Annotated in this window: 23 protein-coding genes and 1 tRNA gene; 7 read left to right on the top strand and 17 right to left on the bottom strand. The window is 41.4% G+C overall.

Annotation, left to right across the window (positions count from 1 at the left end; translation table 11 throughout):
- Window positions 1-13: 13 nt before the first annotated feature.
- Window positions 14-364: a gliding motility protein GldC gene (gene gldC, locus X939_RS0102385; RefSeq protein ID WP_025761678.1), complete on the top strand. Its 351-nt coding sequence runs from the start codon at window positions 14-16 to the stop codon at window positions 362-364.
- Window positions 365-479: 115 nt separating this feature from the next.
- On the opposite strand, the gene X939_RS0102380 is transcribed toward gldC, so the two are convergent.
- The 6 genes from X939_RS0102380 to X939_RS0102355 all read right to left on the bottom strand — a co-directional run bounded on the left by X939_RS0102380 (window position 480) and on the right by X939_RS0102355 (window position 6998).
- The gene (locus tag X939_RS0102380; protein WP_025761677.1) at window positions 480-833 is read right to left on the bottom strand and encodes an MmcQ/YjbR family DNA-binding protein; all 354 of its coding nucleotides are present in this window, start codon (window positions 831-833) and stop codon (window positions 480-482) included.
- A 12-nt stretch (window positions 834-845) separates the two neighbouring features.
- Complete coding sequence (locus X939_RS23890) at window positions 846-1025, bottom strand: DUF6728 family protein (RefSeq protein WP_025761676.1); 180 nt, start codon at window positions 1023-1025, stop codon at window positions 846-848.
- Between the two features lie 42 nt (window positions 1026-1067).
- Window positions 1068-3077: a (E)-4-hydroxy-3-methylbut-2-enyl-diphosphate synthase gene (gene ispG, locus X939_RS0102370; protein WP_025761675.1), complete on the bottom strand. Its 2010-nt coding sequence runs from the start codon at window positions 3075-3077 to the stop codon at window positions 1068-1070.
- Between the two features lie 154 nt (window positions 3078-3231).
- Entirely contained in the window at window positions 3232-4308 is a 1077-nt protein-coding gene (locus X939_RS0102365; protein ID WP_025761674.1) for a GHMP family kinase ATP-binding protein, read from the bottom strand.
- 2 nt (window positions 4309-4310) lie between these two features.
- Window positions 4311-5534, bottom strand: a complete 1224-nt coding sequence (locus X939_RS0102360) for a sugar MFS transporter (RefSeq protein ID WP_025761673.1) — start codon at window positions 5532-5534, stop codon at window positions 4311-4313.
- Window positions 5535-5648: 114 nt separating this feature from the next.
- A complete protein-coding gene (locus X939_RS0102355) occupies window positions 5649-6998 on the bottom strand; it encodes a Gfo/Idh/MocA family protein (RefSeq protein WP_025761672.1) in 1350 nt (449 codons plus the stop codon).
- Window positions 6999-7284: 286 nt separating this feature from the next.
- Between X939_RS0102355 and X939_RS0102350 the strand changes: the two genes are divergently transcribed.
- Together X939_RS0102350 and folE are read left to right on the top strand one after the other, a co-directional pair.
- Window positions 7285-7698, top strand: a complete 414-nt coding sequence (locus X939_RS0102350; protein WP_025761671.1) for a 6-pyruvoyl trahydropterin synthase family protein — start codon at window positions 7285-7287, stop codon at window positions 7696-7698.
- On the top strand, window positions 7661-8350 hold the full coding sequence (gene folE / locus X939_RS0102345; RefSeq protein WP_025761670.1) for a GTP cyclohydrolase I FolE: 690 nt from the start codon (window positions 7661-7663) through the stop codon (window positions 8348-8350). The genes X939_RS0102350 and folE overlap by 38 nt, the downstream gene beginning before the upstream one ends.
- Before the next feature lie 635 nt (window positions 8351-8985).
- Here folE and X939_RS0102340 read toward each other — a convergent pair.
- Window positions 8986-9909, bottom strand: a complete 924-nt coding sequence (locus tag X939_RS0102340; protein WP_025761669.1) for a sugar phosphate isomerase/epimerase family protein — start codon at window positions 9907-9909, stop codon at window positions 8986-8988.
- A 64-nt stretch (window positions 9910-9973) separates the two neighbouring features.
- Window positions 9974-10987 (bottom strand): cation diffusion facilitator family transporter, encoded by a 1014-nt coding sequence (locus X939_RS0102335; protein WP_025761668.1) that lies wholly within the window; start codon window positions 10985-10987, stop codon window positions 9974-9976.
- A 44-nt stretch (window positions 10988-11031) separates the two neighbouring features.
- Here X939_RS0102335 and X939_RS0102330 point away from each other — a divergent pair, with 44 nt between their 5' ends.
- Both X939_RS0102330 and X939_RS0102325 read left to right on the top strand, forming a co-directional pair.
- Window positions 11032-11577, top strand: a complete 546-nt coding sequence (locus X939_RS0102330; RefSeq protein WP_025761667.1) for an NUDIX domain-containing protein — start codon at window positions 11032-11034, stop codon at window positions 11575-11577.
- Between the two features lies 1 nt (window position 11578).
- Window positions 11579-12193, top strand: coding sequence for a LysE family translocator (locus tag X939_RS0102325; protein ID WP_025761666.1), 615 nt, complete (start codon window positions 11579-11581; stop codon window positions 12191-12193).
- Window positions 12194-12270: 77 nt separating this feature from the next.
- Here the strand turns inward: X939_RS0102325 and X939_RS0102320 are convergent, their stop codons facing one another.
- Together X939_RS0102320 and surE are read right to left on the bottom strand one after the other, a co-directional pair.
- Complete coding sequence (locus X939_RS0102320) at window positions 12271-13836, bottom strand: GH3 family acyl-acid amido synthetase (RefSeq protein WP_025761665.1); 1566 nt, start codon at window positions 13834-13836, stop codon at window positions 12271-12273.
- Window positions 13837-13855: 19 nt separating this feature from the next.
- Window positions 13856-14626, bottom strand: a complete 771-nt coding sequence (gene surE, locus X939_RS0102315; protein WP_025761664.1) for a 5'/3'-nucleotidase SurE — start codon at window positions 14624-14626, stop codon at window positions 13856-13858.
- Between the two features lie 104 nt (window positions 14627-14730).
- On the opposite strand from surE, the gene X939_RS0102310 reads away from it, so the two are divergent.
- Window positions 14731-15231, top strand: coding sequence for a GNAT family N-acetyltransferase (locus X939_RS0102310; protein ID WP_229235945.1), 501 nt, complete (start codon window positions 14731-14733; stop codon window positions 15229-15231).
- On the opposite strand, the gene trhO is transcribed toward X939_RS0102310, so the two are convergent.
- Window positions 15228-16217: an oxygen-dependent tRNA uridine(34) hydroxylase TrhO gene (gene trhO, locus X939_RS0102305; RefSeq protein ID WP_025761662.1), complete on the bottom strand. Its 990-nt coding sequence runs from the start codon at window positions 16215-16217 to the stop codon at window positions 15228-15230. The genes X939_RS0102310 and trhO overlap by 4 nt on opposite strands.
- 183 nt (window positions 16218-16400) lie before the next feature.
- Here trhO and X939_RS0102300 point away from each other — a divergent pair, with 183 nt between their 5' ends.
- The gene (locus X939_RS0102300) at window positions 16401-17015 is read left to right on the top strand and encodes a deoxynucleoside kinase (protein WP_025761661.1); all 615 of its coding nucleotides are present in this window, start codon (window positions 16401-16403) and stop codon (window positions 17013-17015) included.
- A gap of 42 nt (window positions 17016-17057) precedes the next feature.
- Here X939_RS0102300 and X939_RS0102295 read toward each other — a convergent pair.
- From X939_RS0102295 to X939_RS0102270, 6 genes are all read right to left on the bottom strand, one after another.
- Window positions 17058-17141, bottom strand: a tRNA-Leu gene (locus X939_RS0102295).
- A 192-nt stretch (window positions 17142-17333) separates the two neighbouring features.
- Window positions 17334-17945: a cupin domain-containing protein gene (locus tag X939_RS0102290; protein WP_025761659.1), complete on the bottom strand. Its 612-nt coding sequence runs from the start codon at window positions 17943-17945 to the stop codon at window positions 17334-17336.
- 235 nt (window positions 17946-18180) lie between these two features.
- Window positions 18181-20037 (bottom strand): tetratricopeptide repeat-containing sensor histidine kinase, encoded by a 1857-nt coding sequence (locus X939_RS22870; RefSeq protein ID WP_025761658.1) that lies wholly within the window; start codon window positions 20035-20037, stop codon window positions 18181-18183.
- A 195-nt stretch (window positions 20038-20232) separates the two neighbouring features.
- Entirely contained in the window at window positions 20233-20628 is a 396-nt protein-coding gene (locus X939_RS0102280; protein ID WP_025761656.1) for a LytR/AlgR family response regulator transcription factor, read from the bottom strand.
- A gap of 98 nt (window positions 20629-20726) precedes the next feature.
- On the bottom strand, window positions 20727-21539 hold the full coding sequence (locus X939_RS0102275; RefSeq protein WP_131694678.1) for a TapB family protein: 813 nt from the start codon (window positions 21537-21539) through the stop codon (window positions 20727-20729).
- Between the two features lie 65 nt (window positions 21540-21604).
- Window positions 21605-23059 carry a right-handed parallel beta-helix repeat-containing protein gene (locus X939_RS0102270; RefSeq protein WP_198034350.1) on the bottom strand — a complete coding sequence of 485 codons (1455 nt, stop codon included), beginning with the start codon at window positions 23057-23059 and terminating at the stop codon, window positions 21605-21607.
- Between the last annotated feature and the right edge of the window lie 322 nt (window positions 23060-23381).

Genomic DNA, 23381 nt, shown 5'->3' with positions numbered 1-23381 from the left:
ATTAAAATCATGTATGAAGAAATCTGATATAAACTTTAACGTAGAGCTGGATAACCAGAATATCCCCGAGAAAATCTACTGGAATGCTACAGACAATCCCAACGAGGGCATTAATGACACAAGGGCCATCGCCATTGGGGTATGGGATCATTACCATCGGGGAACGTTGAAAATTGATCTTTGGACCAAAGACATGGAGGTCTTCGACATGAAGCGTTTTTATATTGAGCTCATGAGTGGGATAGCCGACACATTGCTTACAGCAACAAATGATAAGGTAATGGCAGATGCCATTGAAGGCGTTTGTGAAACCTTAAGTAAGAAGCTGGATGAAGAAATTAAAGCAGCAAATAAAGAGGCTTAAGCACTTCTATTTAACTCAAAAAAGGCCTGACAAATATTTGTCGGGCCTTTTTTGAGTTAATAATAATATTTGATTATTATCAACTGAGTGCCGCAATGGATTTTCAATTATATTTTTAAAGTTTCAGTTCGTTTTGTATGGATTTAGGCAGTCCTTTTACCACTAGTTGATAGGATTCCTTGATCCATAACATGATTGTCTCGGAAGGTATACTTCCCGTTATTGAGATAGTATTCCAATGCTTTTTATTCATATGGTAACCTGGGTGTACATCGGCATACTCTTCTCTCAATCGGATCGCTTTTTCGGGATCGCATTTTACATTAAAGCTAAGATCAGGGCTATCCAGTGAAGTCAATAAAAAAATCTTTCCTTTGACCTTGAAAACCAGGGTATCGGGTCCGAAGGGTAGCTCCTCGGTAACCTCAGGTAACGAAAGGCAGTAGGAACGCAGGACTTCAATATTCATCGGTATGGCCATTTATCGGGTTATAGCTCTAAAGATCATTACCCCAAGGGCTATCAGGAACATAATGATTGAAATTCTATTGATCCCATGCATCATTCTAAGGTTAAAGGAATTAGGGGCATTTGGATCAGGCTTTTTAAAAACCCTGACAAAATATTGAAATACCTCGCCTAGTTGAAAGTACCTTTTCATAGTTTCTATTAATTGATTTACAATTCGTTATTATTCAGTTTGTCATGCCAAAATCTCCGCTTCAGTGGGCTCAATCCATCGCCCATCCTCTTTGATGAGCTCAATAAGTTCCTCAACAGCCTGATTGGTATGGACCGATTTCTTAATAACCTGTTGTCCTCTATATAACGAAATTTTATCCTTACCCATTCCCACATAACCATAATCTGCATCCGCCATTTCACCGGGGCCATTGACAATACATCCCATAATACCTATTTTAACTCCTTTCAGGTGTTCCGTTTGTTTACGAATCATAGCGGTCGTTTCTTGCAAGTCAAAAAGTGTACGGCCACAAGATGGGCAAGAGATATATTCTGTTTTCGACATACGGGTACGGGCCGCCTGCAGGATACCAAAAGCTATCTGATTATAGGATTTAAGGATATCCAGTTTTTTGTCAGTTTCAATGGGTTCGGCCCATTGAGGACTTAAAAGGATGCCGTCGCCCAATCCGTCTATTAGTAGTCCACCAATATCGGTAGCAGAGTGGAGAGTAAGGGCGTCGCCCAGACTTGGGTCATAGGCTCTGTGCACAACAGCAGGTAAGGTGATTCCCGCTCGTATTAATTCGAAAAATAATTTTCTCAGTTCGGGCATTGCATGCTCATTTTCCGAATAACCTACTAAAACCGTTTGAGATGCAGACCGTAAACATTCTAAGAAGGTAGAATTCAAGTCGTGCACACTGATTCGAACAAAATTGAGCTCGACCGATCGCTCCATTTCGGAGGAGGCGACGAATTGTTCAGCCGAGAATAAGGGGTATTTTCTGCCCTTATCAGTACAAGTTTGCCATACATCTGCATTTAATATTTCCTTTAGTCCATTGGGCAGCATAAAAGGGGCAGGGCGGTTTCCAGTGAACAAATAATCGGCTCCCTGGTCATTCATAGCCCATTTGTCGGGAACGGGCAGGAAAAAATGACCAATGGCTTTAAGTTGGTCATACGAAGTTAATTCAATTTGGGAATAATCGGCAATGACCCGCGGGACATTGCTAGCACCTAGATTATTGACTTCCGAAGTAAGCCTTCGACTATATTGAAAGGGATTGATGGGGGAACTGGTAATGGCTGCAATGGGTGCATGACCAACCCGATGGTGGTACCTGTTTACCAACGCACGGGCAACAGGAGCCTCTTTTTCTGGTGCCTCCGTGAGCGAGACCCGCACCGTATCGCCCAAACCGTCCTCCAGCAAAGTTCCAATACCGACAGCGGACTTTATACGCCCATCCTCAGCTTCACCGGCCTCAGTCACTCCCAAATGAAGTGGATAAGGCTTTAGTCCTTCCTGAGCCATGCGCTGTACTAATAATCGATATGCCTCTACCATTACCTGGGTATTGCTCGATTTCATAGAGAGGACTATATTATAATAATCGTTCTCTTCGCATATACGGAGAAATTCAAGTGCCGACTCCACCATCCCTAACGGAGTGTCACCATATCGACTTAATATCCGGTCGGAGAGGGAGCCATGATTGGTTCCTATGCGCATAGCCGTACCGTATTCCTTGCATATTTTTACGAGTGGGACGAATTTATTACGGATACGAATAAGCTCAGCGGCATAGGACTCCTCCGTATAATCTATTATTTCAAAACGTTTACGGTCGGCATAATTTCCTGGATTTATCCTAACTTTTTCCACAATTTTCGCTGCAAGTTCGGCAGCATTCGGAGTGAAATGTATGTCGGCGATTAGAGGTACATTGACCCCCAATTTTCTTAGTCCTTTACGGATATTCTCCAAATTTTGGGCCTCTTTTACGCTGGGGGCGGTGATACGCACATATTCGCAGCCCGACTCAACCATCCTGATGACCTCCTCAATGGAGCCCTGCGTATCCATCGTATCCACAGTAGTCATAGATTGAATTCTGATTGGATGCGCTGACCCCATGGGTATATCGCCAATATTTACCGTAATGGTTTCTCTTCTTTGATATTGTGTGAGCGAGGGACAATAGTTCGAATTGAGTGGTCCTTCGTTTGTATGATTATTCATCTGATATGGTCTAAGATTTCAGCATTTCTGAAATCATTGCAGTTTTACAATGAGTGCTAAGGCAGGATGTTTCCTGTTTGAAAGTACAACAAAAAAAAGCCTGGAGTGATTTACTCCAGGCAAAAATAATTCTTTTCTTTTACTTTGGTTGTACTTAGATCACCGTTGTCCCCTTGTCTACGTGAATAATATAGCTTTTTCCTCCTTCGCGCGCAATGGCCTCGGCAATATTCTCGGCATTATTGGGAGCATATGCAAACATACAACCTCCACCTCCCGATCCGTTAATTTTCCCGCCAAGAGCACCAGCTTCCAACGCTGCATTCATCATGCGTTCGATCTTCGGCGTAGAGGTGCGTTTGTGGTCACGCAAATTAAGGTAGTGCGCATATAATAGGGCTCCAAATTCCTTGTCAAAGTCATGTGGCTCCATATATGCCTGTCTGGTAAGCAATTCCTTTCCCTTCAAAAGAATATCTCGATCCTCAATATTTGCTTTTAAAAGGCTATATTCATCCGGTGTTAAGTAGGATTTATAAGCGTCGCAAGCGTCTAAGGGGGTATCAAAAATAGAGAAGTCCGGATCCTGATTTTGAATTCGTTTTACCAAAGCTTCCATGCCATATCGACACCTTGCCAAGATTCCTAATGTATCCTTAGGCTCCAGGGAGTCGCCCAATACGAAAGTGCCCAACTCAGGAGTGAGGGCCTCAACATGAATCTCTGGGGTAGAGGCCAGGTAGATTACGTTACCAATAGCCGTGGAATAATGGTCCATCATACCGCCTGGCTCTCCAAATTCAAGTACTTCAGCCACATATGCGATTTCACCTAACTCTTTTTGAGAAAAATGTTGTGGGTTGTCACTCATTTTATCCAGAAAATGAGCCCAGGTAACGATCAGTGCCGAGGAGCTGGAGGTTCCGGAATTAATAGGAATGTTACCATGAATGGTACATTCCAGCCCTTTCGAAAATTGAAGGCCCTTGCGTCTTAAGACGTTGATTGTACTTCTAAAATAATCTCTTGTTTGAACATATGGAAGGGTTTCGTCCAGACCAAAGCGTACTTCCTGCCCTAAATCGGGTAAATGAAGTACGATTTTATTGTCGGAACGGAAATCTCCTTCCAAGCAAATTCGCCTTGATATTGCACTGGCAATAACGGGTAAGCCCAAATAATCCTGATGCTCACCAAAAAGGCAAATTCGCCCGGGGGTGGATACTTTCATTATTACCAACTTTTCTTTTTGTGACCGACCAGGCCAAAATACAACATAAACATATATAAGGGTACCATTAGCCAATAGGCTTCCTGCGTACTTTCAATAGAATCGGCCAAACCGCCATATACCAAAGGAAGAATAGCTCCCCCGGAAATACCCATTACCAAGAAAGCCGACGCAATTTTAGTAAATTTCCCGAGTCCACTTAGTGCTAAGGGCCATAATGCAGGCCAGATAACGGCGTTGGCAAAGCCGAGTACGGCAATGCAGAGTACCGACACGAAACCGGAAGAGAAGATGGCTGCTATGGTTACAATAACGCCTAACACTGCAGAAAATATAAGATAGCCTTGTTGGCTTACGTATTTAGGTATCAAAATTATTCCTAATATATACCCGAACATCATCCCTGCCAAGGTATAGGTGCCGAAGAGCCTTGCTTCCTCTTCTGGAAAACCCAGGGAGACTCCATAACTGATAATGGTGTCTCCGGCTATCACTTCTACACCTACATAACAGAATAGGGCAATGACACCCAATACCAGATTGGGGAACTGGAATACACTGGTTTTCTCTACCAAAGGTTCGGTGCCAGAGGCCGATGGTTCCTCCTCTTCCTCACTCACCTCAACCAGGCCCTTAGCAAAGAGGATTAGTAGGGCAAGGCCGATTAGGATGCCCGTCAATATCAAGTAGGGAACCGTTACTTTATCAAGTTCTTCGATAGGGTCTGTTGCTGCCACGCCCGATAACAAAAGACTACCGATGACTACCTGACTTATAATACCCGCCGTTTTATTGGCAATACCCATGATACTAATTCTTTGTGCAGCACTGTCCCGTGGCCCTAATATGGTAACATAAGGATTTGATGCTGTCTGAAGTAGAGTGAGGCCAATACCGATTGTAAAAAGACCTACCAAAAATAGAGGGTAAGATGCCATTTCGGCAGCTGGAATGAAGATGAGTGTCCCAGCAGCCATAATCATCAGCCCTAAGGACATTCCTTTCTTGAAACCAGTCTTTTTTAACACCATCGAAGAGGGGATGGCCATTAGGGTGTACGAAATAAAGAAGGCAAAAGTAACCAGATATGAACTGGTATTATCGAGACTGAATGCTTTTTTGAAAAAGGTAATCAGGGTACCGTTTACCCAGGTTACGAAACCCATTACAAAAAAGAGTATCCCGATGATCAATAGAGGGACCAGGTAATTGTTTTTCTTGCTCATTGAAATAAGATTAAGGAGAAATAGTTTAAAGGTTTATTAGTTAATCGTCAGGGCGGTCCTTTTAGTCATATCCAGATTACCTTTCTGACAGAGGGTATTAAATAAGAGGCACTATTAATATTCGTCATTAAGTCCAAATATACGCTTATTGCTTCGCCATTTCCCACGTGTAAAGTCAGGTATTTCTACCGGAGAGCTTCCTCTGGAAATTGAAAGTTCGGACAGGGGACTAACTGCACTCCAGGCTGCGGCATCATAAACATCAATAGGAGGGGCCACTTTGTTTTTAATGGCTTCAACGAATCCTCTAAATATAAAGTAGTCTATTCCTCCATGGCCCGCATTTTCCGCCTCTTTCTCATACTTTTTCCAAAGGGGATGGTCGTATTTGGCAAGATAAGCGGCGTCGGGTTCGGCTATGTGCTCTTTAGGAGATATTCCTTCCAGGTAGATGGTATGTCCGTCGTTCATCCAAATACCTTCGGTTCCCTGGGCGCGGAATCCTAAAGAATAAGGTCGTGGAGAATTAGTATCGTGCACCAAAACGATATTTTCTCCATTATGGCATTGAATGTTTGTGGTTACGATATCCCCTAAAGCGAACTTCACTTTAGCATTGGGGTGATTCTGGCCGCCATGATCGACTATATATTTATGAAGACCTCTGGATTTTGTTGACATGGAAGTCAGATACATCATTCGGTTACCTCGATTGATATCCAGCCAGTGGGCTACTGGCCCTAAACCATGAGTAGGGTAAATATCTCCGTTTCGATCGACAGAATGTTGGGTGCGCCATTTGGCCTCAGAGTAGCCTTTCTCACCAAATTCCACACCAAGGGCATTGCTCTTTCCATTATTCAATTTGATACCACGTAAATCGTGCTGATAACCGCAATGAGCATATAACATTTCTCCAAATATACCCTGACGCACCATATTCATAATGGCCATTACGTCGCGACGATAGCAGACATTTTCCAGAATCATGCAATGCGAACCTGTTTGCTCGAAGGTGTCTACCAAATCCCAGGATTCTTGCAAAGTTACCGTAGCGGACACTTCTACAGCGGCGTATTTGCCTGCCTTCATCGTGGCAATGGTCATGGGAACATGCCATTCCCATGGAGTAGCAATGATAACTCCGTCCAGGTCATCGCGTTTTACCATATTGGCAAAATCTTCTGGACCTTTGGCATATACAGCTGGTTCCTTTTTCCCTGCCTGAGTAATCATTTTTCTTGCCGTATTAACTGCTGAGGGGTCAATATCACAGATTGCTGTAACATCTACATCTTTCCGATAAAGTGCCTGCTGCAAATGGCTTTGACCTCTGAGTCCTACACCGATAAAGCCTAAACGTACTCGACTCGCTGGCTTTTGTGTCGGAGCCTGCACCTTTGGAAGAATTCCGGTGACTGTGGCTGCTAAAGAAGTTTTTTGAATAAAATCCCGTCTATTCATATCTTTTAAGTATGGGTTAGGAATGCGAAGTATCCGCTAATTTGCCACAATTTACGAGCATATATGTAATTTTTAAATTTTTTTATTAATTATAATTTAACAATGCATTTAGAATAAGGAATTTTAAATAATTTAGGAAGGAACAATTTGATTACTTCATGCGTTTATCCAAGTCAGGGGAAAAGATGCTTTCTAAGAAAGGTCTCCCTGCTTATTTTTTAATGTGTTGGACACAAACTTTGTTACGACATTAGGGGATAAATATTTACAACGAACTGATCATCAGATGAATCATAAAGTTACGGTGTTCCGCAAGGAACATTTTAATGCCGCACACAGGCTGCATCATAGGGAATGGTCGGATCGGAAAAATGCGGATGTTTTTGGTAAATGTAACAACCCGAACTTTCATGGGCATAATTACGAACTGATAGTGCAGGTCACCGGTTATATCAATCCGGAAACAGGATATGTAATTGATATGAAAATCCTGAGTGATCTCGTTAAAGAGCATATTTTGAAACGTTTCGATCATAAGAATTTGAATTTAGACGTTCCGGAGTTTCTCAATCTAAATCCCACAGCTGAAAATATCACGGTGGTGATTTATAATATTTTAAGAAATTTAATTGATCCAGAGCTTGCTCTGAAAATACGTTTATATGAAACAGAACGGAACTTCGTTGAATATCCCGTCTAATAATGATTTAACGCTTCATGATATGGGGGATGAACATTTTCTTACATCGTTAGAAACTCCGCTTAGAGCGGATGCATTTGCGTTGGAGGATTCCGAGAAAATTGAATTAATAGAAAAACATTTTCGGCATATCATGGAAATTATGGGCCTGGACCTTAACGATGACAGCCTGAAAGGAACACCGAAAAGGGTGGCTAAAATGTATATTGAAGAAGTTTTTAGTGGGTTAAATCCAGTCAATAAACCTGCCGTTACCCTGTTCGAAAATCGCTATCAATATAATCAAATGTTGGTAGAAAAGGATATTACCTTATTTTCTAATTGTGAACATCATTTTGTCCCCATTTATGGAAAGGCGCATGTCGCCTATATTTCCAGTGGCAAAGTTATCGGGCTTTCCAAGCTTAACCGCATCGTCGATTTTTATGCCAAACGGCCTCAGGTTCAGGAGCGACTTACTATGCAGATAGCCAATGAACTTAAACAGGCTTTGTCTACGGATGATGTAGCTGTGGTAATAGACGCCCAGCATATGTGTGTGCACTCACGAGGAATTAAAGATACGGGGAGTTCTACCATCACTTCTGCATATAGTGGTAAGTTTGAGGAAGAGTCTACCCGGAATGAGTTCTTAAGGTACCTTGATATGTAGTGACGGTTTCCTTTTCTTAGGATAGTAATACCAAAAGCCCTATAGATCTTTATGATTAATAGGGCTTTTAAATTTTTGGCAATCTGATTTTAGAGGAGGGGTTGCGTATTTATATAAAAGTTTGCGTCATGATATACAGGTCTTCTCTTTTACTAGCATTGACTGGAGCGAACTTTTTCTTTTAATCCAGGTTGCGCCAGCAATACCTTATTAGACAATACGCTCAAAATGGGAAAAAGGACTATCATTATTATCGACAATTTAAAATTACTAGGCCGTGACTCTTAAATAAAAGGATCAGGCTGATATTTAGGGGTCAGTTTTTCAAGTATAACCTGGATACATATCCAGAACTTTAATGCAAAATCCCGACCATTAATGCAAAAGAGGCTTTCCATCGAATCTGCTTTCTAGATTATTCGAATAGGAGGGGTATTCCAATCTGTTTTGTAAGCTGTTGATGGCACGGCATTTGAATTGCCCCACGTCTTCCCGGCTTGAGAAATAGCTTCGGATAGTCGAACAGTATTTGAGGGGGCTATCTCCAATAGCCTTACTTAAGAATAGCCGTCCTAATAGATGGGCACAAAAAAAGGCTCGAAACCGACGAGCCTTTTTTTCTTATTAAAAAATAATTATCGAATCGTTGGGCCTACCCGCTCCAATAGCGCTTTGGTTGCCTTAATGCCGTCACGTTCTGAAAGTTTGCTTCCTTCATACTCTATGCCGGCGATTCCTTTAAAGCCGCTGTCCTTAACAATCTTTAGGATTTTGCTGTAATCGGTTTCAATACAGTTGCCATTTTCATCGAAATCGTAAGTTTTAGCACTCACACCCTTGGCATATGGCATAAGTTCTTTTGTACCTTGATAACGGTCATATGATTCTTCACAGCCATTCTTGCCTCTTTTGATGCAAAAATTACCAAAATCAGGCAAGGTGCCCACATTCTTCATATTCACCTCTTTCATAACACCTGCCAACCATTGTCCGTTGGAAGATGAGCCACCATGATTTTCTACAATGATGTTAATTCCAGTTTTAGAGGCAAATTCACCCAATTTACTCAAGCTTTCGATGGCCGCTTTGGCAATCTCCTGATCGTCGCCTTTACCATAAGCATTGACACGGATCGTTTTACATCCGAGATATTTGGCGGCCTCTACCCACTTGTAATGGTTTTCTACTGCTTTATTACGCACGGCAGCATCCAGTTCACCCATACCTCCCTCACCATCAATCATAATTAAATGGTTTTTTACACCATTATCCTTGCAACGGGTCAATAGCTGATTAAGGTATGCCGTATCTTCAGCCTTATCCTTGAAAAATTGATTTACGTACTCTACTATGGATATCCCAAATTCTTTTTTGGCAATTTCGGGGAAATCTAAATTAGTGATTTTTTTGGCGTGAAGCTCCTTGTGCAGCGACCATTCTGCTAGAGAAATGTCGAACCAGAGTTTTTTGGCAGGACTTGCCAGGAGGTCTCCAAATGAGGTAGCAGCCAGTGCTGCCAGGCTAGCTTGTTTTAAGAAATCACGTCTTGATGCTTGCATGGTTAAGGTTAGTTTTAACTTGATATGTGGAAATTGAGAATATTAATTTTTCAAATATAAAGGGTTATTTATTAAATCCATTTTTAACTTCTCGATATAACTTCTCATTTTTTACTAATTTTTCCTGGGTCCAGATGATGTCCTGAACAAATTTCTCCTGGCGGACAGGACAGGAAGACATTCTGCAAAAACTACAACATTCAGGTAAGCAAGGATCGGCATGGACGAATATTTCGGTTTCCCCTTTACTATCTCCTTTGAGTATATTTTCAAAATCATGAATAGCTTCATGGACTTCGGTTAGCTCCCAGTAGTAAGGCAGAGTCAGGTGGCAATCGATATGCAAATCGGATCCATATTGTTGAACTCTAAGGTTATGAATGTCGATCCAATGCTCCTTTTTATTTCTCCAAAGCAGGTCCACTGTTCGGTCAAGCATCTGTGGGTCGGTGGCGTCCATCAGTAGTGCCACCGATGTGGTAACCAGGCGGCTTCCACTATAGATTAAAAAGGCACCGAAAAGGAGAGATGCCACACTGTCCAGCCAACTATAGCCAGTTATCAAAATCAATCCCACGCTCAGAATTAAGATGATACTGCTCACGCTGTCCGAGAGGAGATGCTTGCCATCTGCTACTAAAGCGAGGGAATTAGACTTACGTCCTTCGTGAATTAGAAGATAACCGATACCCCCATTTGCCAAAACGGTGAATAAGATAATAATGGATCCTAAACCTAGGTTCTCGATAGGTTGGGGATTTAGTAGACGGCTTATGGCCTCATATATGATGAAGCATGAAGCAATGATGATCAGGGCTCCTTCGAATCCTGCGGAAAAAAATTCTATTTTTCCATGACCATATGGATGATTACTATCTTTGGGTTGGGAAGATAGGTAAATGCTATAAAATGCGAAACCACTAGCGATAACATTAATGATGGACTCAAGGGCATCACTTAAAATAGCATTGGAGTCGGTAAGATAATAAGCGCCAAATTTTAAAACCGATAAGACGATGCTTGTCAGAAAAGATAGGAGAATGAGCCGTTGTTTGCGCTTATTTTGATTAATTTGCATCGATGAACCAAGGTAAACGACAAATTTACTAAGAAATACGCTTTATGTCGAAAGAAAATAACTGGCAGACACTTTCTGAGAAGACAGTTTATGATAATGCATGGATTGAAATTAGTCATAGAGAGGTTATCAACCCCTCTGGTAATAACGGAATATATGGACTTGTAAAGTTCAAAAATAAGGCCATTGGCATAGTACCCATCGATGAGGCCGGCAATATATATTTGGTAGGGCAGTATCGGTATGCCATCGAGGAATACTCTTGGGAAATACCAGAAGGTGGAGGTATGCGAGGCACTGATCCATTATCGGCCGCCCAAAGGGAGCTGCGCGAGGAGACTGGGTTGGTGGCGGCGCAATGGTCAACTATCGGTCGAATCCATACTTCTAACTCTGCAACTGATGAGGAAGGGTTTTTATTCTTAGCAGAAGGGCTTCAGCAGGGAGAACCGGAGCCAGAAGAAACGGAAAAGCTGGAGGTACGAAGATTACCCTTGCAGGAAGCAGTAGAGATGGTTATGCGTTCAGAGATTACGGATTCCCTTTCGGTAGCGGCAATCTTAATGGTTGCCCGGATCAAAGGAGTTTGATATGTGGGAGGCTCTATTGTATGGTTTACTTACGGGTGTTGGTCTATGTCTGACCTTCGGGACCGTTTTTTTTTTCCTGGTGCAAAATAGTGTAGACAATGGTTACCGTGCAGGTTTTAAAATAGCCTTTGGGGTCTTTATATGTGACCTTATTTTCGTCTTTTTTGCCATTTTTGGAACATCATTATTGCCCGATATCCCTAATTTTCAGCAGTGGACGGCTGGGATTGGCGTTATTTTTCTTACCGTTATGGGGTTGAGCAATATCGTTCGAGGTCAACCGGTGGTAGCGTATCCCAAAACCAGACTGGGTGGCTTTATCTTTTACTTTTCTACAGGCTTCTTACTTAATGGCCTTAATCCTATTAATTTTATTAGCTGGGTGACCATAGCTTCCTATCTCCGCAAAACCCTCCTATATGATATGGGACAGGTCATACTCTTTTTCAGCGCCAGTGTTATTATGGTTTTTTTAGTAGAATGTGCCATCGCCTTATCCGCACATAAGCTGAAAAAATGGTTTACACCTACATTCCTATCGGTGTTCAACAAAATTACAGGGATAGTTTTTGTGGGTATAGCTATGCATCTTGCCTATATTAGCTTCATTAAGTAGGCCTTATGAACCTTCCCGTCCAGCACGTCCTACCGGAATGATTACCAAATAGACGTTGCCATACGGGAAGAATACAATTAAGAAGCGAAGTTATTTTTGGATAAGTAATCGACCCAATCGTCGATTAAGAAGTTCTTGAATACTCTAGGGAATTTATTTTGTCCCCCCATTTTTCCTTTTGACTCCATCCAGCCGTAGAATGCACGGTTAGGTAAGATCGTTACGATAACATCCTTAAGGGCATGCTTTCGTTCTACCGCATAATCATCATTGAGCTCGGCAAGTTTTGCGTCTAGTTTACTGCGTAAGGCTGCCGTATCAATCTGTTCATTTTCCTCTATGCCAATGTACCAATGATGAGCGAACAGGTTGTCGTGCTTCACGCCACAAACGGTAAATTCCTTCACCGTAATCCCCATTTCGTCGGATACCAAATCGATCGCCTTATTCATGTTGTCGACAGATAAATGTTCTCCACAAAGGCTTAAATAGTGTTTGGTGCGACCAGTAATGTTGATTTCTCCTCTACTTTTATCGTTAAACTTTACCGTATCACCAATCAAATAGCGCCAAGCTCCCGAACAGGTAGACATCAGCAAGGCATATTCTACATGCTCCTCAACCTCATCTATTTTGAAGGTTTGTGGGTTAGCCTTTAAACTGCCTTCAGAGTCGAAGTTTTGCTCATTAAAAGGAATAAATTCGAAGAAAATGCCATTATCGCATACCAGTTCCATTCCGGTAGCTTCTGGTCGGGCTTGGTAGGCTATAAATCCTTCTGAGGCAAGATAGGTATTAATATAGGACAAGGGGCGGGCGAGTAGCTTTTCGAAACCCTTCCGATAAGGCTCAAAGGATACCCCACCATGGGCAAATACCCTTAGGTTCGGCCAGATGTCATGGATCGTGTCCACCTGATAATGGGCAATAATTTTTTCCATTAGCAGCTGTATCCATGCGGGAACACCCACAATAAAGCCAATATCCCATTCGTGCGCTTGAAGGGTAATTTCTTCTAACTTAAGACCCCAATCTTTTTCGGCAGCTATTTTTTGCCCAGGTTTGTAATATGGGCGGAACCAGTAGGGGATTTGCTTGGCAGTAATGCCACTGAGATCTCCTTCAAAATGCTTGTCCTGGTTATTCAGATTGGTACTCCCCCCTAACATCAGAAACCCTTTTTCATAGAGGTCGTCTGGCAGATCTTTATAATGCCCAAGAGATAAAATTTGTCTTATACTCGTTCTTTGAATGGCCTTGGACATGGCTTTTGTAACCGGTATATATTTAGAGGCTGCCTCCGATGTTCCCGAACTCAGGGCGTAGTACTTAATATGACCGGGCCAGCAAATATCCTTTTGTCCTTCTACCGATTTCTTCCACCATTCATTATATATTTTATTATAGTCAAAAATGGGAACCGTGGCCTTATAATGTTCATAATACGTATCATCTTTCCCAAAAATTATCTTGGAAAGAATATCGTCAAAATTGTAATATTCACCGAATTCTGTATATCGAGCACGGGCTAAAAGTTTAGCCAGCGTTTTTTTTTGCTGTAATGCTATGCTCTTCTTTTTTCGATTGGCTACCAGGTTGCCAAATCGAATACCTTTTTTTAATAAGCTACCTACGAGTGCCATTCAAAAATGCGTTAAGATATTACAAGTTCCATGTCTTCAGCTGCTTAACTGCCTCATGTTCGGTGAGGTCGAACTGACTGGGAACGATGGAAATATAATTATTGTCCAGGGCCCAGACATCCGTATCTTCTTTTTCGGTATCAAAGTTAATAAAGTCGCCTGCCATCCAGAAATACCCTCTGCCATTAGGATCTACGCGATAGTCAAATTTTTCAAGCCATTTGGCTCTTGCTTGCCGACAGACTATTGTACCTTTTATCGGTTCTACTGTTTTGGCAGGTATATTCACATTTAGGGCCACCCCCTTGGGTATACCTTTTTCCAGGGCCTCTCTGGTGATTTGTTCTATAAATGTAAGTGCGTGGTCGAATATGGCGTCTTCTTTAAAGTCACAGAGAGAGAATCCAATGGCAGGAATTCCCTCAATAGCGCCTTCAATTGCGGCGGACATAGTACCAGAATAAAGAATACTGATGGAGCTATTGCTGCCATGATTGATGCCACTGACAACTAGATCGGGTTTGCGATCCTTTAAGATATAGTGTTTGGCAAGTTTGACACAATCGGCGGGAGTACCCGAACATTCATATTCGTCGACGTCTGCGAAGATTTCTGTACTATACAAGCGAAGAGGTTCACCTATGGTAATGGCATGGCCCTTTCCTGACTGAGGACTATTGGGGGCTACTACCACTACATCTCCAATTTTTTTCATTATTTCTACTAAGGTACGGATACCTTTGGAGGTGATACCGTCGTCGTTCGTTACTAAAATTAGGGGCTTGGTCATTATGTACGTTTTACCTATGAGGACTGAGCTATATTCCTATTTACTATAGCTGTTATTTTATTTATATTTGTGGCTAATTTTTTCGACAAACTTAATGAATTTTTATGAGCATGGCAGATTTTACCCTAAAAGCTGCATCCACAGCTGATATAGGCCTAATTATTTCTTTACAACAGAAAATATGGGAGCCCACCTATAGGGAAATCCTTAGCAGTGCTCAGATTAATTATATGTTCGATCTGCTCTACAGTCCAGAATCACTTTCCAGACAGATGCAGGATGGTCAAGAATTTTACCTACTTCTCCAGAATAATGAGCCTATAGGATTTGCATCGGTGGCCTGGTTGGCTGCTCATATTTACAAATTACATAAAATTTATGTTCTTCCCAGTGTTCAAGGGACGGGTGCCGGAAAATACCTGCTAGAGGCCGTTGAAACACTGGTGAAGGATTTGGGCGGCAATTGTTTGATTCTTAATGTTAACCGATTTAATAAAGCCAAGGGTTTTTATGAGCGTATGGGTTACCAGGTCATTCGGGAAGAAGACATTGCGATAGGTCCCTACTGGATGAATGATTTTGTATTAGAGAAATCATTCGTTTAGGATTTTTGCGCCGCTCTTTCCGCTAGCTTCATCTTAATCAAATTTCTTTTTTGACTTTTCAACCCCTGGATAGGCTGGTAGTGATTGCTTTTGCTGACATAGTATCCGGTCCCATCATATGGACGCTTATCCGGTTTTTCTTTACAGGATTGAGAGCAGGCACCTTCCATTTTCCATCCACAGTCTTCACAGATCGGAACATGTTCATTGCAAGCTGCATTGGCGCAGTTGACCATGCGGTCAGAGGGAGTGCCACATATGTGACATTTAGAAATTACTACGGGGTTAACACGATTCACATCGACCGTAATGCGATTGTCGAATACATAACATTTCCCGTCGAAATTTTCACCACCCTCCTCCAGTCCATATCGAATAATGCCTCCATGAAGCTGATAGACATCAGAAAACCCTTGATGTATAAGATAGGCACTGGCCTTTTCACATTTAATTCCCCCAGTACAATAGGTTATAATTTTTTTATCCTTAAGGTGTTCAATTTCATGAATGTGCTCAGGAAGTTCCCTTAGGTTGTGCATATCGAAGGTAATAGCACCTTTAAACTTACCAACTTCATGCTCATAGTCCGAACGCATATCTACCAGAACAACATCGGGGTCATTCAAAAGGGCTTTGAACTCGGAAGGTTCTAAGTGCTTGCCAGTTTGTTCCAAGGGATTTACCGGAAGATCAGAGTTAACTATTTCATCTTTGACCCGTACATGAAGCTTCTGAAAGGCAGGCCGATCGTGGGCTTCAATTTTAAAGGCGACATGGGCAAAGCGAGGGTCTGAGCGGACATATTCCATATAGGCCTTGCAATCTTCAGGTGTCCCGGAAACGGTCCCATTCAAGCCTTCTGGCGCGATAATGATCCTGCCCAGTAAGTTGTTTTCAACACAAAATAAATGATGTTCGTCTCGATAGGTCTCCGTGTCTTCGATAGGAGCGTAGCAATAATAAAGAATTACGTTATATGGCTTCATGGTCTTCATGCTTGGATATCAGGCGAAAGGGCCCTTTAGTTAAGGAGGCACACTTTCGCATTTTGTGCAAATATACGAATAATCATAGTTTTTTTGAAATGCTGAATTGGACTGTGCTCAGTAATCTTGCTTGGCATAAATAGTAATGGTTATCTTTATGATTTTATAATTACTATATAACTTATGCATATCGCTATTGTTGGCAACATTGGTGCTGGAAAAACGACGCTAACACAAAAACTTGGAGCACATTACGGCTGGGAAGTCATGTATGAGGCCGTGGACGGAAATCCATATTTGGCTGACTTTTATCAGGATATGCCTCGATGGGCCTTTAATCTTCAAATATATTTTCTGAATAGCCGATTTGCGCAAATTCAAAAAATCCAATCGGCCACCTACACGACCATCATTCAGGATCGAACCATTTATGAAGATGCCTATATTTTTGCAAAAAATTTATTCGAAAGTGACCTTCTGACTGCCCGGGATTACGAAACGTATCTGCTATTATTCAATTCCATTCTAAATTCGGTACGTCCTCCAGATTTATTAATCTATCTGAAAGCTGATCTACCAAAGTTGCAAGCGCAAATAAAGAAACGCGGAAGAGATTTTGAATCGGGTATTTCTCAGGAATATCTAGTAAACCTCAACAAGCAGTACGATTTATTCGCTCAGACTTACGATCATGGCAAAATTTTAGAAATCGATGTCAATCACTTGGACTTCGCTCATGTTGATGAGGATTTCAGATTTATCACCGATTTATTGGACCGGGAGCTATTCTACAGCTAACATAAAAAGAGGTTGTAAACATTGTCTACAACCTCTTTTTTGTGACCAGGAGGAGAGTCGAACTCCCAAGCCCTTACGAGCACTACCCCCTCAAAGTAGCGTGTCTACCAATTCCACCACCTGGCCTTCTTATAGTAGCAATTAGCCCTATTTTGCTGCAAAACTACTATTTAATGGAAATTTAACAATCAAACAAAGTATAAATTTTAGTGCTATTTTTAATTGTATTTTTCAATCGTATGGCAAAGAGAGGGTTACATATAGAAAATCAATAGAACAATGCGGCATATTTTTTAGCTCATAGATGTATTTATGCCTTTAGGCTGCCACTCTTTGCAGTATTAGTTTACAGGCCATAGCCGAAGTGATAACCACCTCGTGCGGCTGGTGTAGGGGAATAGTCAAAAAATCGCCCTTGTGCAGATGATGGTCTTTGCCCGCTATAATAATATTGCAACTGCCTTCTAATATTAAAAAGCTTTCCAGTTCATTGGTATGGGTTTCAACCGGGGACCCCTCCCTTATCCAGACAATTGCCATTAAGAAACCGGGGTTGGCACAGATAATTTTGGCTTGTATGCCCGTATCGGGCGCAGGCAGGTCCAAATCTGGTCTGTTGAGCCATGTTTCGTAATCCGCTTGCTCTGACTCCGGATTCAGCAACGGGGGAGTCGACATTATTTCACCATTCTCCATCCGATCCATGAAATCGATAGTTGCCATAAGAAAGGGTTTAACTTTTGGGTCTACCGTTTTGGACTGGGTTAAAGCATAATTTTCTAGCCCTTTCTCTATAGCATGCAGCTCAGCCCGAATTTCAGGAAATTCTAGAGCCATCTGCTCTACCCGTTCCATTTCTTCGGAACTGGCTTCACCTAAAACATAAAGCTCCAATAGTCCTCCTTCAAGGAATTTCTGAATCTCATTCATTCGTTATAAATCGCTTTATTCTAAACGGGTGTGGGGTTATTTTGCAAGTCACAAGACATTCATTCAAAACTATATCAGACTTCGAATAAGAACGAATATTAATATTGTGAAGCCAATTTACGGCCTTTTGACATCAATGCGAAATACAATTGTTGAATCTTTATTGCCTTGTTAAGAGAGGTCGTTTCTGTACGGTGTCAATTGGGGCTGTTATACGCATAAGAAGAGAAGGATTTTATACCTTAATACTCATAGTTACAATGAAGACATCAGAATCTTCCACAATTTTAAGTTGATGGCGGGATGGATACAACAGTTGTAGCCGTTTGCGAATATTGATAAGGCCAATATGGCCCTTTTGTTTACTAACATGTGAAACCGGTAATGCCGAGGTATTATTACTGACTTTGAATATATAGGTATTCTTGCTTACTCTGGATTCTATATTAATCCAGCCCTGATCACTAAGTTTATTAATACCATGCTTAAATGCATTTTCGACTAGAGGAAGCAATAAAAGGGGAGCTATCTTCAGTTGATTGCCAGTAGGATGATCTATATTCAGATTCACTTCGAGTCGATTGGTATATCTTATAGCCTCCAACTCGATATATCGTTGAATCATAGTGATTTCCTTTTCAAGACTGATTTCTGGTTGATTGCATTCATAAAGAATGTAACGTAGAATCTCTGAAAGCCCAAGGACCAAATTCGGGGCCTGATCTGATTTTTTCAGGGATAAGGCATACAGATTATTTAACGTATTGAATAAAAAATGCGGATGAATCTGAGCCTTTAGCAGACTTAACTGTATATACTGGGTTTTGTTGCGATAGATGAGATAAACAATGATGGAAAGCGCCATAACCAGGGATAATAGGACCATTATCATTAAAATCCATTTATTTTTCTTTTCTATTTCTATTTCGTTTTTAGTTAATTGCAACTTCTGGTCGGTTAATTTCTGGTCTCTTTTTGAAATTTGATATTTGGTTTCAATTTCATGAATGGCCCGTTGCGTTGTAATGCTGGTCAGAGAGTCATTGAGTAAGGTGTATTTCTTCAGTACAGCAAGCGCCAAAGCGGGTCTGTTAATCTCTTCATAAATATCAGCGGCGAGAAGATACACTTCCTTAAGGTCATTTTTGGGCATTAAGTTTTCTGCCTTGTTTAAGGTCCTATTCAAATAGGGATATGCCTTTTTAAACTCCTTGAGATTCTTTAATGAATTGGCGAGACCGTATTCAATATACATGCGGTATTCCGGCATGGGCGTCGAACCCAGTATGGCTTCGGCCTGTAGATAATAATCGAGTGCATTCTGGTATTTGTGTTCTCGATTTTCAATATCTCCCAGATTGATAAAAGCGTGTACTTGCAGCAAACTATCTTTGGATTCGTGAGCTATAGCTACTACCTCCTTCAGGTGGGCAATACATTTCTTTGGCTGATTGTTCAGGGCTTCGCTCGCTGCGAGATTAATCAGGCTTCGCGCAGCTTGTTTGTTTGAAATGGTCTTTGCTAGCTCGTACCCTTTTTGAGCATATAGCAGACTATTCTTTTTATCTTTAAGATCTAAAAATATGGATGAAATATTCGAATAATATTTCTGCTGATTTACTTTATCATCCAAAGATTCGGACATTTTTAAGGCCAATATCATATACTCTGCTGCCTTGGAAAGTTGTCCTATAGCCTGATGTTGAAGCCCAAGATTATTGTAAGCAGCGGCTATTTTTTTCTTGTCTCCGGCCTTCAGACTCAACTCCAGTTGCATTTGACAGATTTTTAACGCTTTTTCATACTGACCGATATTATACAAAAACTTGGAGTGACTACTGAAATATTTAAATAATGAAGAGCTGTCTGCTTTTTTAGCGGCTATTTGATATGTCTTTCTATAGTAATATTCGGCGGAATCGTTCTGATAAATTCTGGCAAAATTTTCTGCTTTTGTAAGAAATTGATCACTGAGGATATTATCAGATCCACGTGAGGATCGCTCGGGCGCGTAGGCTAGTGTCCCATTTGGTATTAACCCATGGACGATAAGTATAATGCAGACCTTTAAAGTCTTCCAACTGTTGAGCATGGCTTATTAAGAGGATCGAAACAGTATTATAGGGGCGGAATTTTGCTACTAATTTACTTATTATGCTCATTTGTAGCGAATTAAAAATGGTTTCGTCGATCAATGGCTAATATTTGTAGACGAACGACCAGTTGAACCAGTGTTAATAAGAAAAAAGACTCCCGACAATGTCCGGAGCCTTTTCAGTTAACCCTATTATATACTGCTTTTCTCGGTATTCGAATTTCGTAATCCTATCTGGGTATATTTGAGCCGTCTCCGGGCCACAGGGACCTGTCGACCATCGGCTAACATTAATTTGTATGGTTCAGGCCAGGAAATGACATGATTTGCATTCACCAGAAAGGATTTATGGACCCGCACAAAATGATCGGTGAGTCTTCTACGCAGGAATTTTATAGTTTTGGAAATAAGGTACTGATTTCCATTCGTCGTGTAGACCAGCGTATAATTGCCTTCACCCTTAAGGTAGGTGATGTCTTTAGCATATATTTCAAGCATTCTACCGTTCTGGAAATATTCAACATAGTGACTAGATCGGGGAACGATGGGGGCTATGGGGTATAATTTATGAGGATTCAGACTGTACATAAAAATTTTATTTAGGGATGCAGGAAAATTTATGAAGGATTTCTAGATCGATATTTGCAATACCTGATTTTATTCTCCGGATAGACATGTTTTCTATATTATTCTATCTTTTGGAGTTCCGATTTGCTAAATATATCTCCGAAGGTTTCTTCTGTTTTTACTCTACCTATTCCTGGACTGGTCCATTCTTCTATGGTGTACACGTCGGTACTCGTGTCGAAGAGTTGTCCATTAATAAAGAATTTAACTATAGATGTATATCCATAGCTCCATTTGCTACACTTGAAGGTCCCTGCAGGAGTGGTAATATTTTCCACCTTGGTTACTGTTCCATTCTTATAGGTAACAGTTGCCTCCATTTCGACTATCACCGGCTCATCATTGTCTTCCGATTTAATTTTAGCTGTCAATTTAATGGGGTCTCCTTGGAAGGTGAGTTTGCTGCCTTCCTGAATCTTATTTTCCATTAATCGTCGATTAGGAAAGCCTGTAATATTAAACTCTAATACTTCTCCCATCTGAGAAAGCAGATCCTGGACCTCTAGTAAGGTATTTGCGTAGGATATTTCATAGGTAGTGACTGCTGCCGTACTATAGGCCTTCCAGTCCAGTATAACAGTATCTTCATCTGCGATTAGTTTCGACTCCAAATAGGACACAGCTAGTCCCGAGGAATCTTTCACACTTTTAACTCTTAAGTATTCCATTGTGGTACTTCCATCCTCTTCGACGATTTTGTAGGTATACTTTTTGTCCTTGGAGGGAATAAAGGCAGTGCTCTCATTCGGTGTGCCAGGGGTAGGATTAGAGCCCTCATCATCCTTACAACCCGTTTGAAAGAATACAGATGAGGCAGCAAGAATGCCAAAAATTGCTTTACGGCTGTTTTGTTTGAAATTGAAATTTTTCATTTTATTTAACATGGCTTGAATTGGAAAAAATATATAAACGAAGAATAATATACGTGTGAAGGGAGTTAAAAGATATTTTGTCTTTTAACATCGCCCAGAAGGTTATCTTTGAACTGGTTACTTTCCAGGATGTCAGTGTTGGTTTCGGTACCTACCCCTGCGAATATTCCCCAGCCGGCACTATTTTCTATGCGGGAATGTGTCACTTGCATGAGAGCCCTTCCAAAAACGGCCAGCGAGGCCTTGGTGCCTGCAACCAGATTGGAGCTCCCCCCATCTTGGATGATGGTATGTACTAGAGCGTTTTGACTATTATTGGTCTGGAATAATATACCTCTCCAATAGCCAGCCTGATTTTGTTGTCCCCTGATAGTAATCGGGTTTTCGGGAGTGCCTTCTGCAAGAAAATAGCCTTTATGAACCATAATAGCGACATCTGATCCCATTTCAATGACAGTTCCTGGGGCAATTTTCCAGCCGGCATTAACCGATACTTCAGATAGTATTCTGAATACAATTCCTTTATTAAGTTCGGGCCATACTACTTCTGCTGATTCGGTATCCAAAATTTCTGAAGGTCCTATTTCAATAACATTACTGGCATATAAAGAGGCCTTATCGAGTCTTTGGGCGTTGGTTGCGTCGATTCGTATGGCAGCATTGCGATATCCTCTCAAAGTATTATTGGAAAATTTCTTAAGGGTATTTCCTTGTTCTACGAGCAATCCGTATCCTGAATTGCCTGTAATCGAGCAGTTTTCGATTTCTACGCTGGCTTTACCCGTGGTTGTCAGATGTATGGCGGCCTGATTTTTTGAAAGTGGATCGGCGGCTCCTGCGTTAAATATATCTACATACTTAAGTTGGTTGTTTTCAGTGTTTAGCCGTATTCCTCCCCAGAAATTTTCTTTCGATTCCACTCCTCTGAAGGTTATATGAGCATCGGCTGTGCCTAAGGCCTTTAACCCCCCATTTGACTTAACATCCATAAAAGAGTTCTCGGTAAAAGCTACCACGACACCCGGTTGTATCGTTAGCTCAGCCAGTAGGGAAATATTGCCATCAATAAGGTAATCAGGTTGATCGGACTCCCCATTTCTATCCGTTAAATTCATTGGCTGGGCGATGTCTTGGGTTAATGGAATTGGTTCTTTAGCCAAATTGGCCGTGATCTTTGTTACGGCCGAATCGGTTAGTTTCGAAGTAGAGGCCTTCAACTTTATTTCATATACCCCCATTAGGTCGGGTATAAAATAAGCCTTGGCAGTCTGAGAATTAACAATCACCGCTTTACTTGCGTTAGGTTGAGTGAGCAATTCCCATGCAAATGTTATGGGCTGATCGTCTGGCCCTTTGGTCTTAGTACCATCCAAAAAAACCGTATCACCTACCAGGCTAGTGCGATCGATTCCGGCATCGGCTTTTAACGATCCTGATGGGCCTATTTCTTTATTTGTTTTACAGGAAAGTATAGAGACCAAGAGGAGTAGTATTCCAGAGAAGATGATATGGTTTTTCATGACTGTATCAGTAAATGCCATCGGACTGATGGGTAATAATTATTTGTCCATTTGAAATGATGTTGCAAGTTTAAATGGAAATTTTTAATTGCGTATCGCTGATATTCAGGGTGTAGACCGAAGGCAGCATATATCGACAAACGACTCTCTTTAAACGATAAATGGAGATGTTCCGAATTGGGTAAACGGGAGGAATTGCGCAGTTTTATTCTGGCCCCATTCCGGAAAGGGGGTCTTGCTTACCCTCGCCGTATGATGGTAGAATACCGACTAAGCGAGGCCAGGAAGGGTGGGGGGAATCACAGATGTAGTAGCCTATTAT

The sequence above is a fragment of the Dyadobacter tibetensis Y620-1 genome (assembly GCF_000566685.1).
GTDB lineage: Bacteria > Bacteroidota > Bacteroidia > Cytophagales > Spirosomataceae > Dyadobacter > Dyadobacter tibetensis.
Note: the sequence above shows the minus strand (reverse complement) of the source record. Positions and strands in the feature narration are given on the sequence as shown.

What these genes read in the sequence shown, in the direction of transcription:
- gldC (WP_025761678.1), top strand. Translation starts at nt 14, where the DNA reads ATGAAGAAATCTGATATAAACTTTAACGTAGAGCTGGATAACCAGAAT.
- X939_RS0102380 (WP_025761677.1), bottom strand. Translation starts at nt 833, where the DNA reads ATGAATATTGAAGTCCTGCGTTCCTACTGCCTTTCGTTACCTGAGGTT.
- X939_RS23890 (WP_025761676.1), bottom strand. Translation starts at nt 1,025, where the DNA reads ATGAAAAGGTACTTTCAACTAGGCGAGGTATTTCAATATTTTGTCAGG.
- ispG (WP_025761675.1), bottom strand. Translation starts at nt 3,077, where the DNA reads ATGAATAATCATACAAACGAAGGACCACTCAATTCGAACTATTGTCCC.
- X939_RS0102365 (WP_025761674.1), bottom strand. Translation starts at nt 4,308, where the DNA reads ATGAAAGTATCCACCCCCGGGCGAATTTGCCTTTTTGGTGAGCATCAG.
- X939_RS0102360 (WP_025761673.1), bottom strand. Translation starts at nt 5,534, where the DNA reads ATGAGCAAGAAAAACAATTACCTGGTCCCTCTATTGATCATCGGGATA.
- X939_RS0102355 (WP_025761672.1), bottom strand. Translation starts at nt 6,998, where the DNA reads ATGAATAGACGGGATTTTATTCAAAAAACTTCTTTAGCAGCCACAGTC.
- X939_RS0102350 (WP_025761671.1), top strand. Translation starts at nt 7,285, where the DNA reads ATGAATCATAAAGTTACGGTGTTCCGCAAGGAACATTTTAATGCCGCA.
- folE (WP_025761670.1), top strand. Translation starts at nt 7,661, where the DNA reads ATGAAACAGAACGGAACTTCGTTGAATATCCCGTCTAATAATGATTTA.
- X939_RS0102340 (WP_025761669.1), bottom strand. Translation starts at nt 9,909, where the DNA reads ATGCAAGCATCAAGACGTGATTTCTTAAAACAAGCTAGCCTGGCAGCA.
- X939_RS0102335 (WP_025761668.1), bottom strand. Translation starts at nt 10,987, where the DNA reads ATGCAAATTAATCAAAATAAGCGCAAACAACGGCTCATTCTCCTATCT.
- X939_RS0102330 (WP_025761667.1), top strand. Translation starts at nt 11,032, where the DNA reads ATGTCGAAAGAAAATAACTGGCAGACACTTTCTGAGAAGACAGTTTAT.
- X939_RS0102325 (WP_025761666.1), top strand. Translation starts at nt 11,579, where the DNA reads ATGTGGGAGGCTCTATTGTATGGTTTACTTACGGGTGTTGGTCTATGT.
- X939_RS0102320 (WP_025761665.1), bottom strand. Translation starts at nt 13,836, where the DNA reads ATGGCACTCGTAGGTAGCTTATTAAAAAAAGGTATTCGATTTGGCAAC.
- surE (WP_025761664.1), bottom strand. Translation starts at nt 14,626, where the DNA reads ATGACCAAGCCCCTAATTTTAGTAACGAACGACGACGGTATCACCTCC.
- X939_RS0102310 (WP_229235945.1), top strand. Translation starts at nt 14,731, where the DNA reads ATGAGCATGGCAGATTTTACCCTAAAAGCTGCATCCACAGCTGATATA.
- trhO (WP_025761662.1), bottom strand. Translation starts at nt 16,217, where the DNA reads ATGAAGCCATATAACGTAATTCTTTATTATTGCTACGCTCCTATCGAA.
- X939_RS0102300 (WP_025761661.1), top strand. Translation starts at nt 16,401, where the DNA reads ATGCATATCGCTATTGTTGGCAACATTGGTGCTGGAAAAACGACGCTA.
- X939_RS0102290 (WP_025761659.1), bottom strand. Translation starts at nt 17,945, where the DNA reads ATGAATGAGATTCAGAAATTCCTTGAAGGAGGACTATTGGAGCTTTAT.
- X939_RS22870 (WP_025761658.1), bottom strand. Translation starts at nt 20,037, where the DNA reads ATGCTCAACAGTTGGAAGACTTTAAAGGTCTGCATTATACTTATCGTC.
- X939_RS0102280 (WP_025761656.1), bottom strand. Translation starts at nt 20,628, where the DNA reads ATGTACAGTCTGAATCCTCATAAATTATACCCCATAGCCCCCATCGTT.
- X939_RS0102275 (WP_131694678.1), bottom strand. Translation starts at nt 21,539, where the DNA reads ATGAAAAATTTCAATTTCAAACAAAACAGCCGTAAAGCAATTTTTGGC.
- X939_RS0102270 (WP_198034350.1), bottom strand. Translation starts at nt 23,059, where the DNA reads ATGAAAAACCATATCATCTTCTCTGGAATACTACTCCTCTTGGTCTCT.